Consider the following 15,643-nt stretch of genomic DNA (forward strand, 5'->3'; position numbering starts at 1 on the left):
GCACGCAACTGAGCTGACCACGCTCGCTTCGCTCGCTCATGCGCGTTCCGGGGCGCGCTCGCCGGTGATGCGGCCGTCGGCGAGTTCGACGACCCGGCTGGCGCAGCGGGTCGCGAGCCGCTCGTCGTGGGTGACGATGAGCAGCGTCTGGCCGATCTGGTTCAGATCCAGCAGCAGGTCCATCACCTGCTCGCCGGCGCGGCTGTCGAGGGCGCCGGTCGGTTCGTCGGCGAGCAGCAGCGCCGGGCGGTTCATCAGCGCCCGCGCCACCGCGACCCGCTGCCGTTCGCCGCCGCTCAGGCTCGCGGGGTAGGCGTTGCGCCGGTCGGCGATCCCCAACTCGTCGAGCAGTTCCAGCGCCCGGGCCCGGGCCGAGCCGACCCGCGCACCGGTGAGTTGGGCGGCGAGGGCCACGTTGTCGAGCGCCGGCAGGTCGTCGAGGAGGTTGAAGAACTGGAAGATCATGCCGATCTTGTGCCGGCGGAACAGCGCCAGCTTGGTCTCGTTGAGCCGGCCGAGGTCCTGGTCGTGCACGAGCACGGTCCCGGAGGTCGGCCGGTCGAGGCCGGCGATCATGTTGAGCATCGTCGACTTGCCGCAGCCCGACGGGCCCATCACGGCCACCGCCTCACCGGTGTGGATTTCCAGCGATACGTCGTTCAGCGCGGTGGTGTCGCCGTACTCCTTGCGGACGTTCTCCAGTCTCACAACCAGGGTCATGGCAGCAAGTTAGCGCTGCCGGCGCCGCCGCCGAATCGGTCGCGGGATGCAACCAGGTGCCGCCGTCATCCGCGCGATGTAGCCGGCTGGACCCCGGGGATGACGCGCCGACGGCACCGGGATGCGAAGGTGATGCGGTGGGCTGGCTGGTGGGCGCGTTGGGCTTCGCGTGCGCGGCCGTGTTCGGCGTGGCCTACGCGCGGGCCCGCCGGCGGCACCAGCGGGCCACCCAGCAACACGGCTGGCTGCTCGAACGCGAACGGGAGAGCGCCGCCCGCACCGCCGTCGACGCCGAGCGCGCCCGCATCGCCCGGGAACTGCACGACATCGTCAGCCACAACGTGAGCCTGATGATCGTGCAGGCCGCGGCGGCCCGCGAGGTGCTCCCCACGATGCCCGACGAGGCGACGGCGGCGCTGACGGCGGTGGAGGGCGCCGGCCGCACCACGATGACCGAGTTGCGGCACCTGCTCGGCCTGCTGGCCCCGGCGGCGGACGGCACCGAGGAGGAGCTGGCGCCGCAGCCGAGCCTGAGCCGGCTCAGCCCGCTGATCGACCGGATCGCGTTCGCCGGCCTGCCGGTCGAGGTGCGGATCTCCGGCGAGCCGCGGCCGCTGCCGTCCGGGGTGGACGTGACCGCCTACCGGATCGTGCAGGAGGCGCTGACCAACGCGCTCAAGCACGGCGCCGGCGGGAAGGCGGAGGTGACGGTTCGCTACGCCGAGCGCGCGCTGCGGGTCGAGGTGCTGACCAGCGGCCCGAGCGTGCTGACCGGCGACGCCCCAAGAGCCACCCGCGGCGACGGCGCCGGCCGGGGGTTGCTGGGGTTGCGGCAACGGGTCGCGGTCTACGGGGGCGACCTCGACGCAAGGCGGCGGCTCGGCGGCGGCTACCGGGTGCGGGCGCGGATCCCATTGGAGGCACCGTGACGGCGGGCCCCCGGGTGCTGATCGTCGACGATCAGGAACTGATCCGCACCGGCTTCCGGATGATCCTGACCGCGCGCGGCGTCGAGGTGGTCGGCGAGGCCACCGACGGCGCGGAGGCGGTGACGGTCGCGCGCCGGCTGCGACCCGACGTCGTGCTGATGGACATCCGGATGCCGGCGATGAACGGCCTCGAAGCGACCCGGCTGATCCTGGAGAACGATCCGCGCTGCCGGGTGCTGATGCTGACAACCTTCGACCTCGACCGTTACGTGTACGCCGCCCTGGCGCTCGGTGCCAGCGGCTTCCTGCTCAAGGACGTGACCGCCGACCACCTGGCCGCCGCTGTTCGGCTGGTCGACACGGGCGACGCGCTGCTGGCACCGTCGATCACCCGCCGGCTCGTGCAGCGCTTCGCGGCCGACGATCGCGAGAAGCCGGCCGTACACCGTGATCTCGATGCCCTGACCCCGCGCGAGCTGGAGGTTTTGACGCTGCTCGGCCGCGGCCTGTCCAACACCGAGCTGGCCCGGTCGCTGACCCTCAGCGAGGCGACGGTGAAGACGCACGTCGCCCGGATCTTCGCGAAACTCTCGCTGCGCGACCGGGCGCAGGCCGTCGTGCTGGCCTACGAGACCGGACTGGTCACACCCGGCGACACATAGAACTCTTCGCGTACGCCGAGCAGCCAGTTCTCGACTGTCGCGACGTCGGGCTGGTCCGGGACCGCCGGTGCCGCGGCGGCGAAGGCGTCCTCGTGTGCGGCCAGCATCGCCCGGGCGACGTCGAGGTCGCCGGCCGCGACCCGCTCACCGAAGTCGAGGAAGGCCCGCGGGTCGTCGAGCTCCACCTGGATCTCGCCGGTCCGGTAGGCGTGCAGGCCCTGGTGGCACAGGCGCATCAGGTGCCGGGCGTGCTTGGAGACCCGCTGGTCGTAGCCGCCGGCGCGGTTGGACAGCAGCCGGAACTGCTTGGTGGCGTAGCCGAGATAGGCGTCGCGCACCCGGCGGGCCGACAGGAAGCTGGCCCGGATCGCGATCAGACCGTCGCCGAGCGGGGTACGCGTCTCGTAGAGCCGGTCGGGCAGCCACATCAGCTCGGTGACTGTCGGATTGCCGGCCAGCGCCAGCCGGCAGAACTTCGCCGCCTCGTGGACGGTCAGGTCGGGCTCGTGGGTCACCCGCGTCTCGGTGGGCCGCGCGAGGCCGTGCAACTCGATGGTCGGCACCGCGAAGATACCGAGCCGGTCGATGTCAGATGCGGGCCCGGCCAGCCCGTATGCCGTCGATCCGACGACGCCCATCAGCAGGATCGACACGAAAAATCTTCCCCGTCATGGCAACCAGATGGCGCGCTGGAGCATCTATTCCAATGTGGACGGAGATGGGGCTAGCGGAGCGCGCCGAGCGGTGCGTTGTCGAGCAGCGGGTCCTCGTCCTTGCGCGCGGCCAGCGAGTGGCTCGTCACGGTGTCGACGCTGGTGCCCCGCCCCTGGGCCGGCCGATAGCGCACGGTCGCGGCGTGCGGCGACGAGTGCAGCACGATCCCGGGCCGCCAACTGCCCAATGTGTGCACCCAGACCCAACTGCCGGGCTGGTAACCCGCGCTGGGGGAAGCGGCGGGTTCCGTTCGGAGGTGGGGATCGAGGAGCGGCGCGGCCATGTGGATCATCTCCGTCGCGGTCGGTGCTTGGGGGGCTCGCTTGGAGGGGCGTGCACATGAGCATCGCAGGCAGCTGATCAGCGTGCAAGATTTCACGGCGATCTTTAACATCCTGAGGACATGCATCGGACGGACTTTCAGTTACGCTATGTGCGTCACGGTTTCATGGTGAAAGAAGCACGCCGCGAGCCGTATGCCCAATATCGGTCACTACCAGGAGCAAGTGCAGCGATGGAAGCCCAAGACAGGCACGGCGTGCCGATCTTCGACTACCGAGAGCAACTTCTGGGTTTTGGCCGACCAGGTGTCCGGATCGCCGGAAACCGTGGCGGGCGCCAGTTTCCACGTCACACGACCAGAAGGGACTAACCCCATGCCGGACAGCACGGAATGGATCATGTCCAGCAGATCAACGGGCAACGGTGGCAGCTGCGTGGAAGCGCGCCGCCACGACGGTTGGATCGAGGTCCGCAACAGCAAGAACCGCGCCGGTGGCCTGGTTGCGTTCACCACCGAAGAGTGGGACTCGTTCCTCTTCGGAGCCAAGCGCGGCGAGTTCGACCAGCTCCTGCAGGACTGATCGCGCAAAAAGCCGGGCCGTCACAGCGACGGCCCGGCTTTTTTGCGTCTGCGGTCAGCTCAGGGGAGCTTGGCCACCCCGCACAGCCCGCCGCTCTGGGCCGGGTCGGCGACGAAGTCGGTCGGGTCGCCGGGTGCCGGGCGCCACTGCGGCAACCACACCACTCCGGGCTCGACCAGGTCGAGCCCGTCGAAGTAGGCGGTCACCTCCGCGCGCGAGCGCAGCACGAACGGCGTCGTGGTGTCGCGCTTGTAGACACTCTGCGCGGTGTCGAGCTGGTCGAGGTCGATCGCCATGCCCTCGGCCGAACCGTGTGACAGCACCAGGTAGCTGCCCGACGGCAGCGCACCCAGCAGCTCCTCCAGCGCCTTCGTCGCGAGCTCGTCGTCGGCGACGAAGTGCAGCACCGCCACCGTCAGCAGCGCGACCGGCTGGCCGAAGTCGATGATCTTCCGGACCTGTGGGTGGCCGAGGATCGACTGCGGGTCGCGCAGGTCGGCGCGGATCGCGGTCGCGTTGGGCTTGCCGGCCAGGATGTCGAGGCTCTCCGACACGGCGACCGGGTCCATGTCGACGTAGACCACCCGCGCGTCCGGGTTGATCTCGTGCACCACCTCGTGGACGTTGCCCTCGGTCGGGATGCCGGAGCCGACGTCGAGGAACTGCGTGACGCCCTGCTCGGCCACGTGCCGCACGGCCCGCCGCAGGAAGGCGCGGTTGGCCCGGGCCAGCAGCGGAACGAACGGGAACATCTTGGTGATCGCCTGCGCAGCTTCGCGGTCGGCCGGGAAGTTGTGGGTTCCGCCGAGGTGGTAGTCGTAGATCCGTGCCGCGGTCGCGGGCTTGGCACTGCCTTCGTTTGCGACACCAGCCACGATCAGTCCCCCGTCGTCAAGGTCGACATCTGACGCCGTCCACTATGCACGAGCGGACGCGAGATTGTCTCGTCGGGGACCCAGGCCTAGGTGAACTGCTCCAACGGGACCGACGCGTGGGAGACCAGGTCGAAGACCCGGCGGTATTCGGCGACCTCGTGCTCCTCTTCGAGGTAGAGCGCGCCGACGTGGGACTCGAGGTAGACCACGTCGGGGTCGTCGGGGTCGTCGAAGTCGAGGATGCGGAACGCGCCGGCCATCGCGGCGTGGGCGCCGATCGCGAACGGCAGCACCCGGATGTCGACGTTGTCGCGCTTGGCCGTGCGCCGCAGGTGCTCGATCTGGCCGTCGAGCACCGACTTGCCGCCGACCACCCGGGTCAGCGCGTTTTCGCCGAGCACGGTGACCAGTTTGGGGCCGCGGGCCAGCAACGCTCGCTGCCGCTGCATCCGTAGCTTCACGTGCCGGTGCACGGACTCGTCGTCGGTGGGCTGCTCGGCGCCGAAGACGGCCAGCGCGTATTGCTCGGTCTGGAACTCGCCGGGGATGATCTCGCCGTCGTAGGTGCAGATCTTCGAGGCGCTGGCCTCGAGGCCGACGTAGAGCTTGAACCAGTCGGGGATGACCGGGCTGCCGTCCCACCACTCTTCGCGTGACGTGCCCAGGGCCATCTCGGCGAGCGCGTCGGTGACGCTCTGGTCGGCGCCGTAGAGCCAGCACAGCGCCCGCACGTTGGCTCCCGTGACCGGGACCTTGCCGGTCTCGATGCGGTGCAGCGTCGGCTCGGAGATGCCCAGCTTCGCTTCGGCCACCTCACGGCGGGACTTGCCGTTGGCCACGCGCAGCTTGGTCAACCGACGGCCGAGGGCGCGCCGCACCACTCGCTGACCAGTGACCGGCACTTCCGGACCTCCCATGCGCTGCTCATGTCAACTCGCACACCTTACCGGCAGTGCCAGCCCAGTTACACCATCCGAAGGATCAAAAAGCAAGAGATCAATTTCGGCCGCCCGGTGCACACCGCGCGACACCCTATCGGGGGATACTGCGGGGCATGCCGCTCCCTACCGGCTATGCCGACCTGGTCCAGCGCGTCTCCGCCGAAGCGCACGACGGCGCGACCGAAACCGCGGTGCTGCGCCGCCTGCGCGAGGGTGGCCTCCAGTTGGTGCCGTCCGCCCGGGCGTTGTGCGACATCTACGACATCGGGCTGGGCGAGGCGCAGCGCCGCATCGACCGCAGCGGTGTCTGGTCCGATGTGCGGGACGACCGTCCCCCGTTCGGCTACGTCACCGGATAACCCGCCGAAACCGCCCGCTACAGTTGCCGTATGCGGCGATGGTTGTCGATGTCTTGCGCGCTGCTCGCGCTCGCCGGCTGCTCGCAAGCGAGCGCTCCGCCGCCGGATCCGGCCGCCATCACCAGCCCGTGCGAGTTCCTGCGCGACGCCGAACTCGAGGCCATCGGCCTCGGCCCGGGCAAGCTGACCGAGTCGGCCGGTCTCGACGGCGACCCGGCGACCCAGCTCTGCACCTTCCGCGTCGAGGAGCCGTGGAACCACAGCGGCACCTACCTCGACAGCGTCGCCGTCACGTTCCTGCCGACCACCCTCGATGTCGCCCGGCAGGCGCTGGAAGGCGTCGAAGACCGGGGCATGCCGAGATTCAGTGTCGCGCTCGACGGTGTGCTCCAGCGCGCCGGCGCGCGGCTCGGCCAGGCCACCTGCGAGCGGTTGTTCGCCGCCCGCCCGGACCGGGCGGTGCAGGTCGGTTTCACCGTCGAGCGGCTGCCGCGGGGCGAGCGGGTCTGCGCCGCCGCGGCCCGGCTGGCACCGGTCGTCGCCCAGAGGATCCCCCGCCCTTAGTCTTCGGGCGCGTAGAACCCGATCGTGTTGGCGACCGCGGCGGTGACCGCGTCGGGTGTGGCGCCGTCGGCGAGCTGCGCCGCACCCCAACTCTCGGCGCTGGCCACCATGAACGCGCGGGCCTCGGCCGACTCTTCCCAGCCCTCGTCGTCGTCGAGCCCACCGCCCGCGAGGTGCAGACCGAGCCCGAGGAACGAAAGGTCCCAGCCGACACCGGTGGCACCCGGGCCGTATTGCTTCCACAGCTCCTCGTCGACCACCGCCACGTGCCGCAACAGCAACTCGGTGCCGCCGTCGGGCTCGGGCGAGAGGGTCAGGTGCACCTCGCTGCCGGTCGTCGTCGCGATGTCGGCGCCGAAGATCCAGGTGACCACCAGCTCGGTCGGCCGCTGGCAGCGCAGGATGCGGCCACCGGCGTTGCCCTCGATCTGGTAGAGCCCGCCCACCGTCAGGTCGCCGCTGACCGGCAGGAACCAGCGGCTGAGCCGGTCGGGGTCGGTGATCGCGGCCCACACGTCGTCGGCCGGCGCCGGGAAACTGCGCCGCAGGACCACCGAGCGGGCCGGGCCTTCGGGCAGGTTCTGCCGGCCCACCTCGCGGGACGCGGTCTTGATCGCATCGAGGAAGTCCATGGGCGACACTTTACCAACAACTTATATAAGCGCCCGCGTACGAGCCGACCGCGTCATTCCTGTTTGGCCAGGTCGGCACAGCCGGACTCGTCGGGCAGCAGCGGGCGCAACAGCACCGACCACCGCTTGCCCGCGGAGGTCCACGGCGTCATCGCGTTGGCCTTCCCGGCGGCGGTGAGCACCGCGCGGGCCTGGTCGCCGGACGCGGCCACGCAGCCGACGTCGACGTTGGGGTTCAACCGCCCACCGGGCAGCACCGGGCCGGGCCAGACGACCGCGGTGGGCGGCGCGAGCTCGGCGACGTTTTCCGGCTGCTGGGTATAAGGAGTCGCGATTCCGGCGACCACCTTGGCCTGGTAGCCACCCTCTTCGGTCACCGCGCCCGAGCCGAGCGTCTTCGGCAGGTCTTGCAGGTCGGCGAGCAGGTCGGACAGCTTCTTGCGGGCGGCCTTCTGGTCGGCGGTCAGCAGGCCGCCGTCGTCGGGCATCTCCAGCGCGTAGGCGTCGGTGCGGCGCAGCCCGGCCTCGGTCGTCACCACGAACCGGGTGGTGGCCGCGTCGGCGACGCCGGGCTGACCCAGGTCGGTGCCGGCACCGACGCCGGCCTTGACCGCCCGGCGGACCAGCGCGTCGACATCGGCCGTCGAGATGCGCGACTGTTGCAGGTTGGGCAACGCCGGGCCGGGATAGATGGCCGCGACCGGCCCTTCGCTGATCACCCGGCCGTCACCGTAGATCGACAGCGCCGGCACCCGCGACGGGATCGACTGCGGTGTCACGAAGCCGCCGGCGTGGGTGACCCGCAGCGCCACCTCGTCGGCGCCGAGCGCCTCGGCGGCGGGTGGCGGGGCGGCCGGCGCGGCGTCAGCCGCCGGTTGTGCACACGCGGAAGCCAGCATCAGCAGCGGCAGGGCGGTGGCGACCGCCCACGACGAACGTCCCATAACCCATCTGACGATCCAGCACGCGGTTCCGTTCCGGCCTGCCTTCGCGGTTGTGCGTGGCACGATCGGATAATGGTTGTTGATGATCACCTGGTGGATCAGGTCCGGGAGCTGATCGGTGGCGCACCCGACGTCGACGAGCGCCGGATGTTCGGCAGTCTGATCTTCATGGTGGGCGGCAACATGGCCTGCGGCGTCCGCGACGACGGCCTCCTGGTGCGGATCGGCAAGGAGGCCACCGAGGCGGCCCTGGCCGAGCCGCACGTGAGCGCGTTCGTGATGGGCGGCGGCCGGCGCCCGGCCGGCTGGGTCGTCGTCGGCCCCGAGGGGCTGGCCAACGAGAAAGACCTGGAGACCTGGGTCGAGCGGGGCGTCGCGTACGCGCACACGCTCCCGGCCAAATGAGCACGACCCCGGCCCGCGAGGCCGGCCGGAGCCAGGGCGGCGGCACCGGCGTGCTGGCCGTGACCGGGTCGACCGGCGAGCTCGGCGGCCGGGTCGCGCGCCGGCTGGCCGCCGCCGGGCAGGAGCAGCTCCTGGTCGTGCGCGACGCCGCCCGCGCACCGGAGCTGCCGGGCGCCCGGGTCGCCGTGGCCGCCTACCACGACGAGCCCGCCGCCCGGGCCGCACTGTCTGGTGTGGACACCCTGTTCATGGTCTCCGCGGCGGAGGAGGCCGACCGGGTCAGCAAGCATCTCGCGTTCATCGACGCGGCCGTCGCGGCCGGCGTGCGGCACCTGGTCTACACCTCGTTCTTCGGCGCCGCGCCGGACTCGACGTTCACCCTCGGCCGCCACCACTACGCGACCGAGCAGCACATCAAGTCGACCGGCATCTCGCACACGATCCTGCGCGACAACCTCTACCTCGACTTCCTGCCCAACCTGGCGGTCGACCGGGTGATCCGCGGGCCGGCCGGCGAGGGCCGGGTGGCCGCGGTGGCCCGCGACGACGTCGCCGACGTGGCCGTCGCGGTGCTGGGCGAGCCGGGGCGGCACGCCGGGCAGGTCTACGAGCTGACCGGGCCGTTCGCGATCACCCTGGAGGAGGCCGCGGCCACCATGACCGCGGTGTTCAACCGCGCCTACCGCTACGAGGAGGAGACCGTCGAGGAGGCGTACGCGTCGCGGGCCGGCTACGGCGCACCGAACTGGCAGGTCGACGGCTGGGTCAGCACCTACACGGCGATCGCGCACGGCGACCTGGCCGAGGTGACCGACACGGTCGAGCGGGTCGCCGGCCACCCGCCCATCGACCTGGCCGAGATGCTGCGCCGGAGCAATGCCGGTGGCTGACGAGGAGACGATCGTCGCCACGCTGCGCGCGGCCGGCTGCGTGTTCGCCGAGGAGGAGGCCCGGCTGCTGATCGAATCGGCGCCCACCCCGGCGCGGCTCGACGAGATGGTGGCCGAGCGGGCCGGCGGCGTGCCCCTGGAACACGTGCTCGGCTGGGCCGAGTTCTGCGGCGAGCGCATCCTGGTGCGGCCCGGCGTGTTCGTGCCCCGGCACCGCACCGAACTGCTGGTCCGCCTCGCCGTCGCCGCCATCGGCGAGCTGCCCGGGTCGGAGCACCGGCCGGTGCTGGTCGACCTGGCCTGCGGCTCGGGTGCGATCGCCGCGGTCGTCGCGAGCCGGGTCGGCGACCTGTCCGTGTACGCGGCCGACATCGAACCGGCCGCCGTCGCCGTCGCGTCGCGCAACCTGGCCCCGTACGCCGGGCAGGTCTTCGAAGGTGATCTGTTCGACGCGCTGCCGGCCGAGCTGCGCGGGCGGGTCGACGTGCTGGTGGCCAACGTGCCCTACGTACCCACCGATGCGGTTGATCTTCTCCCGCCGGAGGCGCGCGACCACGAGCCGCTGCGGGCGCTCGACGGCGGCGCCGACGGGCTCGACGTGCTGCGCCGGGTCGCCGACGGTGCCGCGGGCTGGCTGCGCGAGGGCGGGACGCTGCTCAGCGAGATCGGCGTCGGTCAGATCGACGCGGCCAAGGCGGCGCTGAGCCATGCCGGCCTGGCCCCCGAGGTGGTCGCCGACGACGACCTGGACGCCACGGTGATCCTCGGGCGGCGGTGAACATCACCACCAGAAGGTGGGAAACCGGCTCGGTCGCCGGCGCGGATCTCGGTAGCCTCGCGGTCATGAGGATCGGAATTGTGGGTGCCACCGGCCAGGTGGGCGGCGTGATGCGGCGGATCCTGGCGGAGCGCGCCTTCCCGGTCACCGAGCTGCGGCTGTTCGCCAGCGCGCGCTCGGCCGGGCGCACGCTGCCGTGGCAGGGCACGGAGATCACCGTCGAAGACGCCGACACCGCTGACTACCGCGGTCTCGACGTGGTGCTGTTCTCGGCCGGCAAGGGCGCCTCGAAGACGCTCGCGCCGAAGGTCGCCGAGGCCGGCGCCGTGGTGATCGACAACTCGTCGGCCTGGCGGATGGACCCGGCGGTCCCACTGGTGGTCGCCGAGGTCAACCCGCACGCGATCACCGACCGCCCCAGGGGCATCATCGCCAACCCCAACTGCACCACGATGGCGATCATGCCGGTGCTCAAGCCGCTGCACCGCGAGGCCGGCCTGGTCGCCATGGTGGTCGCGACCTACCAGGCGGTCTCCGGCGCCGGCCTGTCCGGCGTGGCCGAGCTCGACGAGCAGGTCCGCAAGGTCGCCGAGCGCGCCACCGAGCTGACCCACGACGGCGCCGCGGTCGAGTTCCCCGAGCCGCACCAGTTCTCCCAGCCGATCGCGTTCAACGTCCTGCCGCTGGCCGGTTCGATCGTCGACGACGGCTCCGCCGAGACCGACGAGGAGCAGAAGCTCCGCAACGAGAGCCGCAAGATCCTCGAGATCCCCGGGCTCCGCGTTTCTGGCACGTGCGTCCGGGTGCCGGTCTTCACCGGCCACTCGCTGCAGGTCAACGCCCGGTTCGCGGAGCCGTTGACCCCCGCGCAGGCGAAGCGGATCCTGGCCGATGCTCCCGGCGTCGCGCTCGACGACGTGCCGACCCCGCTGAAGGCGGCGGGGCAGGACCCGGCCTACGTCGGCCGCTTCCGGGTCGACGAGACGGCCGACAACGCCCTGGCGTTCTTCGTCTCCAACGACAACCTCCGCAAGGGCGCGGCCCTCAACGCGGTGCAGATCGCCGAGCTGCTGGTCGCGGCAGGCTGACGTGGTTGCGCTCCCCCGCTGACCGGGGCCGATACGCCGTGGGCGTCATCCCGGTCAGCGCGCGGAAGTCACTGATCATGTGGGTCTGGTCGAAATAGCCGACGGCCGCCGCCTTTTCGGCCCAGTCGCCGCCCGCGTCGAGCAACCGCTGGAGGCGGCGGACGCGCGCGAACCGCTTGGGTGTGAGCCCGACCTGTGCGGCGAAGCGCCGCCGCAGGGTGCCGGTGGTCATGCCGAGGCGGTCGCTCGCCCCGGCGACGCCCTGCCCGCGGCTCAGTGCGTTGGCCGCGGCGGCGATCCGTTGATCGGGTTTCGTGGTCGCGGCCCGGCTTTCGAGGTGGGCCTTGAGGACTTCGAGGGCCGCGCGCGGCGTGGGTGCGGAGCACAGCCGCTCCCGCAGATCGGTCGGTCCCCAGAGGTCGTCGAGGGCGACCACGGGCTCGTCGAGGGCGTCGACGTTGCCGACGAAGGGATAGGCGCCGGCCGGCCGGAACACCACGCAGATGGAGCGCCGCTGCTGGGCGGTGTCGATCTCCAGTGCCGCCGATCGCGGTGGGCAGAACCCGGCACCGGCCCGGGTGTGCCGCCGGCCGGCGGTGTCGTGCCAGCTCAGCTCGTCGCGGTCGAGGTTGACGACGAGCTGGGCGGTCCCGGTCGGGATGGCCATCTCGCGCCCGTCGGGCAGGTCGGCTTCATACCAGCCCAGGCTCGCGACGAACGGCGCCAACCGGGGCGAAGGCGCCAGCGTGACCATGCGCGACATGAACCCGAGTCTGCCACCAGCGGGTGATGATGGTCGGGTGACAGACGTCTTCCACGAGCTTCTCGAAGCCCATGACACCGGCATCCTGGCGACGATCAAGCGGGACGGGCGACCGCACCTGTCCAACGTCACCTACATCTACGACCGGGCGGCGGCCACGATCCGGGTCTCCATCACCGACCGCCGCCAGAAGACAGTCAACCTGCGCCGCGACCCACGGGCCAGCTTCGAGGTCACCACGCCGGACCTGGGCCGGTTCGCGGTCGCCGAGGTCCGCGCGTCCTTGTCCGCGGTGGCCGCCGACCCCAACGACGCGGCGGTCGACGACCTGGTCGACATCTACCGCCGCATCGCGGGCGAACACCCCGACTGGGCCGAGTTCCGCACCGCGATGGTCGCGGAGCAGCGGATCGCACTGACCTTGCACGTCGAACGCGTCTACGGCTGGCCTCGCCGCTGAGACCAGCCGCCAGGCCGCGGAGACCAGCCCGCGGCCGCCAACCCGCCGAGGCCACGCCGCGGAGGCCAGGCCGCGGAGGCCAGCCCCGCTGAGGCCAGCCCGCGGAGGCCAGCCCCGCTGAGGCCAGCCCGCGGAGGCCAGCCCCGCTGAGGCCAGCCCGCGGAGGCCAGCCCCGCTGAGGCCAGCCCGCGGAGGCCAGCCCGCGGAGACCAGCCCGCGGAGGCCAGCCCGCGGAGACCAGCCCGCGGAGGCCAGCCCGCTGAGGCCAGCCCGCGGAGGCCAGCCCCGCTGAGGCCAGCCCGCGGAGGCCAGCCCGCGGAGACCAGCCCGCGGAGGCCAGCCCGCGGAGGCCAGGCGGCCAGGCCGCTGAGGCCAGACGCTGGATCCGGCTAGACGCCGCCCGCCACCACGTCGCCGAGGCCGGTCGCCTCCAGTTCGGTGCGGATGGCTTCCGCGTCGCCCTCGATGACCAACGTGATCCCGGAAGCGTTCAGGTGTGCGGCGGTGGCCGCCGAGACCTCGTCGACCGTTGCGGTCAGCAGGGACTCGCGCAGCCGGGCGTGGTAATCGTCCGGCAGGTCGTGCACGACCAGCGTGGTCAGGGCGCTCGCATACGCGCGTGGCGTCTGCAACCCGACCGACAACTGGCCGGCCCGCCAGTCGCGCGCCACCGCCAGCTCCGGCTCGGTGACGCCCTCGGCCTGGGTCCGAGCGATCTCGCCCACCGCGTCGACCAGCGCCGGCGCCGTGACGGCCGTTTGCACCCCGGCGCTGACCACGAACCGGCCGAAGCGCCGGGACAGGCCGTATTCGGAGCGGATGCCGTAGGTGTAACCGCGCACCTCGCGCAGCAGGTGGTTGAGCCGCGACGTGAACGCACCGCCCAGCACGATCGCGCCCAGCGTCATCGGCACGTAGTCAGGGTGCGACCGGTGCGGCGCCGTGTGCCCGAGCCGCAGCGTCGACTGCACCGACCCCGGCCGGTCGACCAGCACGATGCGCCGTGAACCGCGCGCGCCGACCGGGAACGGGTCCCCCACAACGGGAGAAGACGAAGAGGCACCGGCAAAGGCGGCGCGACCCAGGGCGTCGAGGTCGATCCGGGACAGGTCACCCACCACGAGCAGCGTGCCGGGTGCCGAGAACCACGACTGATGGAACGACACCACGTCGTCGACCGACAGCGCCGCCACCGAGCGCGGGTCACCCGACAGCGGGCGTCCGTGTCGCACGTCGGCACCGAAGAGGTCCTGCCGCAGCACGGCGTCGGCCCGCGGGCCCGGGTTGGCCCAGTACTGCCGCAGCGACTCGGCCTCGTCATCCCGCACCCGCGACACGTCGTCGGGGGAAAGCAAAGGCCGGCGAAGAGCCTCGGCGAGCAACTCCACCGCAGCCGGCAGGGCCGCCACCGGGACCTGCACGGTCGCGGCGAACGAGTCCCAGTCGACCCCGACCGACAGGTCGGTGCCGAGCGACTCCAGGGCGATCGCGTATTCCGTGCCGGACCGCACCGCGGTGCCCTCTTCGAGCGCCTTGGCCAGCACCTCGGCGACGCCCTCGGCGCCGAGCGACTCGCGGCCGCCGCCGGCGTCGAGCAGCAGTTTCGCCACCGCCAGGTTGTGGCCGGGCAGGTCGGCCGCCACCACCGAACCGCCGGCGACCGAGCGGCGCACGACCGGCGGGAAGCGGTAGGGGCGCGGCGTGCCGGGCTCCGGGCGCTGTGCGATGAGCTGCGTCATGCCACTTCCTCCAGAGGCTCGTACACCAGCGTCACCCGGTCTTCGGGTCGAAGCACCTCGCGGGCCACCGCGGCCAAGGTCGAAGTGGTCACCGACTGCCAGCCGGGCAATCGCGACCCCACCAACGCAGGGTCGCCGAACTGCGTCGTATACCGACTCAGCAGGTCGGCCCGACCGTCCACGCTGGCCACGGCCGTCCACCAGTCGGTCTCCAGCAGCGCCTGCGCACGGGCCAGCTCTGACTCGTCGACCCCGGACGCCAGCGAGTCGACCACCTCGGCCAGCGCGGCGCCGAGCCGGGCAGCCGTCACGCCCGGGCGCGCGGTCGCCGAGATGATCAGAGGCGCCGGCGCGTGGGCGAGGTCGACGCCGTAGGCGGAGACCGTGTCGGGCTGGGCCAGCCGGGCGCCGTCGGCGAGCAACCGGTAGAGCCGGCTGCCCCGGCCCTGGCCGAGCACGGTGGCCAGCACGGTCACCGCGTCGTATTCGGGCGTGCCGTAGGGGAACGTGCGGTGCGCCAGGTAGACCCGCGGTGCCGGCACGTCGCCCGCGACGACCGACGAGACCGGCCCGGCCCACCCGTCGAGCGAACCGGTCGGTGCCGGCGGCCGCGCCGCACCGGACGGCAGGCCGCCGAAGTATTTGGCCGCCAGCGCGAAGACCTCGGACGGCGTGGCGTCGCCGGCCACTGTCAGCACCGCGTTGTCGGGCACGTAGTAGGTGCGGTGAAACGCCTGGAAGGTCGCCAGCTCGGCGGCGTTGAGGTCTTCCATCGACCCGATCGTCGGGTGGTGGTAGGGGTGGCCCGCTGGATAGAGCAACGGGAGCAGCCGCAGCCAGGCGTCGCCGTAGGGGACGTTCTCGTAGCGCTGCCGGCGCTCGTTCTTGACCACGTCGCGCTGGTTGTCGAGGGTCTCCTGGACCAGGGCCGGCACCAGGCCGCCCATCCGGTCGGCTTCGAGCCAGAGCGCCAGCTCCAGATGCTCGGCCGGCATCGTCTCGAAATAGTTGGTCCGGTCGGGGTTGGTGGTCGCGTTGAGCGAGCCGCCGTTGCCCTGCACGAGCCGCATGTGCTCGGTCTTCGGCACGTTGACCGAGCCCTCGAACATCAGGTGCTCGAACAGGTGGGCGAAGCCGGTCTCACCGTCGGGCTCGTGCCGCGACCCGACGTCATACCAGAGGTTGACCGCCACGACCGGGGCGCTGCGGTCTTCGCTGACCACCACGCGCATGCCGTTGGCGAGCCGGGTGGTCTCGATCGGCCAGGGATAACCCGTCTCGGACATGGAACGACGTTATCGGATCAGCGGACGGGGA

General features: G+C 71.8%; 20 protein-coding genes. 10 read left to right on the plus strand and 10 right to left on the minus strand.

Annotation, left to right across the window (positions count from 1 at the left end):
* Positions 1–36 precede the first annotated feature (36 nt).
* Complete coding sequence (locus tag DFJ67_RS01895) at positions 37–720, minus strand: ABC transporter ATP-binding protein (protein WP_116066261.1); 684 nt, start codon at positions 718–720, stop codon at positions 37–39.
* Positions 721–857: 137 nt separating this feature from the next.
* Between DFJ67_RS01895 and DFJ67_RS01900 the strand changes: the two genes are divergently transcribed.
* Positions 858–1,649, plus strand: coding sequence for a sensor histidine kinase (locus DFJ67_RS01900; protein WP_116066262.1), 792 nt, complete (start codon positions 858–860; stop codon positions 1,647–1,649).
* Positions 1,646–2,311: a response regulator gene (locus tag DFJ67_RS01905; RefSeq protein WP_203784233.1), complete on the plus strand. Its 666-nt coding sequence runs from the start codon at positions 1,646–1,648 to the stop codon at positions 2,309–2,311. Before DFJ67_RS01900 ends, DFJ67_RS01905 begins: the two co-directional genes overlap by 4 nt.
* Here the strand turns inward: DFJ67_RS01905 and DFJ67_RS01910 are convergent.
* A complete protein-coding gene (locus tag DFJ67_RS01910; protein WP_203784232.1) occupies positions 2,275–2,964 on the minus strand; it encodes a nucleotidyltransferase domain-containing protein in 690 nt (229 codons plus the stop codon). The two genes, DFJ67_RS01905 and DFJ67_RS01910, sit on opposite strands and share 37 nt — an antisense overlap.
* Before the next feature lie 71 nt (positions 2,965–3,035).
* Positions 3,036–3,308 (minus strand): hypothetical protein, encoded by a 273-nt coding sequence (locus DFJ67_RS01915; RefSeq protein WP_116066263.1) that lies wholly within the window; start codon positions 3,306–3,308, stop codon positions 3,036–3,038.
* Between the two features lie 397 nt (positions 3,309–3,705).
* Between DFJ67_RS01915 and DFJ67_RS01920 the strand changes: the two genes are divergently transcribed.
* The gene (locus tag DFJ67_RS01920) at positions 3,706–3,888 is read left to right on the plus strand and encodes a DUF397 domain-containing protein (protein WP_308442581.1); all 183 of its coding nucleotides are present in this window, start codon (positions 3,706–3,708) and stop codon (positions 3,886–3,888) included.
* 59 nt (positions 3,889–3,947) lie between these two features.
* On the opposite strand, the gene DFJ67_RS01925 is transcribed toward DFJ67_RS01920, so the two are convergent.
* Together DFJ67_RS01925 and DFJ67_RS01930 are read right to left on the minus strand one after the other, a co-directional pair.
* Positions 3,948–4,763 carry an SAM-dependent methyltransferase gene (locus tag DFJ67_RS01925; protein WP_170215713.1) on the minus strand — a complete coding sequence of 272 codons (816 nt, stop codon included), beginning with the start codon at positions 4,761–4,763 and terminating at the stop codon, positions 3,948–3,950.
* Between the two features lie 86 nt (positions 4,764–4,849).
* Positions 4,850–5,665 carry a helix-turn-helix domain-containing protein gene (locus DFJ67_RS01930; protein WP_170215714.1) on the minus strand — a complete coding sequence of 272 codons (816 nt, stop codon included), beginning with the start codon at positions 5,663–5,665 and terminating at the stop codon, positions 4,850–4,852.
* 152 nt (positions 5,666–5,817) lie between these two features.
* Between DFJ67_RS01930 and DFJ67_RS01935 the strand changes: the two genes are divergently transcribed.
* On the plus strand, positions 5,818–6,063 hold the full coding sequence (locus DFJ67_RS01935; RefSeq protein WP_116066267.1) for a hypothetical protein: 246 nt from the start codon (positions 5,818–5,820) through the stop codon (positions 6,061–6,063).
* A gap of 30 nt (positions 6,064–6,093) precedes the next feature.
* On the plus strand, positions 6,094–6,627 hold the full coding sequence (locus DFJ67_RS01940) for a hypothetical protein (protein WP_147315390.1): 534 nt from the start codon (positions 6,094–6,096) through the stop codon (positions 6,625–6,627).
* Here DFJ67_RS01940 and DFJ67_RS01945 read toward each other — a convergent pair.
* Complete coding sequence (locus tag DFJ67_RS01945; protein ID WP_116066269.1) at positions 6,624–7,259, minus strand: SRPBCC domain-containing protein; 636 nt, start codon at positions 7,257–7,259, stop codon at positions 6,624–6,626. The two genes, DFJ67_RS01940 and DFJ67_RS01945, sit on opposite strands and share 4 nt — an antisense overlap.
* A gap of 53 nt (positions 7,260–7,312) precedes the next feature.
* Positions 7,313–8,203, minus strand: a complete 891-nt coding sequence (locus DFJ67_RS01950; RefSeq protein ID WP_116066270.1) for a hypothetical protein — start codon at positions 8,201–8,203, stop codon at positions 7,313–7,315.
* 72 nt (positions 8,204–8,275) lie between these two features.
* Here DFJ67_RS01950 and DFJ67_RS01955 point away from each other — a divergent pair, with 72 nt between their 5' ends.
* The 4 genes from DFJ67_RS01955 (at position 8,276) to DFJ67_RS01970 (ending at position 11,364) form a co-directional block, all read left to right on the plus strand.
* Positions 8,276–8,608 (plus strand): TfoX/Sxy family protein, encoded by a 333-nt coding sequence (locus tag DFJ67_RS01955; protein ID WP_116066271.1) that lies wholly within the window; start codon positions 8,276–8,278, stop codon positions 8,606–8,608.
* Positions 8,605–9,498, plus strand: a complete 894-nt coding sequence (locus tag DFJ67_RS01960) for an SDR family oxidoreductase (protein WP_116066272.1) — start codon at positions 8,605–8,607, stop codon at positions 9,496–9,498. Before DFJ67_RS01955 ends, DFJ67_RS01960 begins: the two co-directional genes overlap by 4 nt.
* Positions 9,485–10,276 (plus strand): putative protein N(5)-glutamine methyltransferase, encoded by a 792-nt coding sequence (locus DFJ67_RS01965; RefSeq protein WP_116066273.1) that lies wholly within the window; start codon positions 9,485–9,487, stop codon positions 10,274–10,276. Before DFJ67_RS01960 ends, DFJ67_RS01965 begins: the two co-directional genes overlap by 14 nt.
* A 65-nt stretch (positions 10,277–10,341) precedes the next feature.
* Entirely contained in the window at positions 10,342–11,364 is a 1,023-nt protein-coding gene (locus DFJ67_RS01970; RefSeq protein WP_116075500.1) for an aspartate-semialdehyde dehydrogenase, read from the plus strand.
* On the opposite strand, the gene DFJ67_RS01975 is transcribed toward DFJ67_RS01970, so the two are convergent.
* Positions 11,321–12,127 carry a helix-turn-helix domain-containing protein gene (locus tag DFJ67_RS01975; protein WP_170215715.1) on the minus strand — a complete coding sequence of 269 codons (807 nt, stop codon included), beginning with the start codon at positions 12,125–12,127 and terminating at the stop codon, positions 11,321–11,323. The two genes, DFJ67_RS01970 and DFJ67_RS01975, sit on opposite strands and share 44 nt — an antisense overlap.
* 37 nt (positions 12,128–12,164) lie before the next feature.
* Here DFJ67_RS01975 and DFJ67_RS01980 point away from each other — a divergent pair, with 37 nt between their 5' ends.
* On the plus strand, positions 12,165–12,587 hold the full coding sequence (locus DFJ67_RS01980; RefSeq protein WP_239097523.1) for a PPOX class F420-dependent oxidoreductase: 423 nt from the start codon (positions 12,165–12,167) through the stop codon (positions 12,585–12,587).
* 389 nt (positions 12,588–12,976) lie between these two features.
* On the opposite strand, the gene DFJ67_RS01985 is transcribed toward DFJ67_RS01980, so the two are convergent.
* Positions 12,977–14,326, minus strand: a complete 1,350-nt coding sequence (locus tag DFJ67_RS01985) for a M16 family metallopeptidase (protein ID WP_116066275.1) — start codon at positions 14,324–14,326, stop codon at positions 12,977–12,979.
* On the minus strand, positions 14,323–15,612 hold the full coding sequence (locus DFJ67_RS01990) for a M16 family metallopeptidase (RefSeq protein ID WP_116066276.1): 1,290 nt from the start codon (positions 15,610–15,612) through the stop codon (positions 14,323–14,325). The genes DFJ67_RS01985 and DFJ67_RS01990 overlap by 4 nt, the downstream gene beginning before the upstream one ends.
* Positions 15,613–15,643: the final 31 nt, after the last annotated feature.

This window comes from Asanoa ferruginea (genome assembly GCF_003387075.1).
Lineage (GTDB): Bacteria > Actinomycetota > Actinomycetes > Mycobacteriales > Micromonosporaceae > Asanoa > Asanoa ferruginea.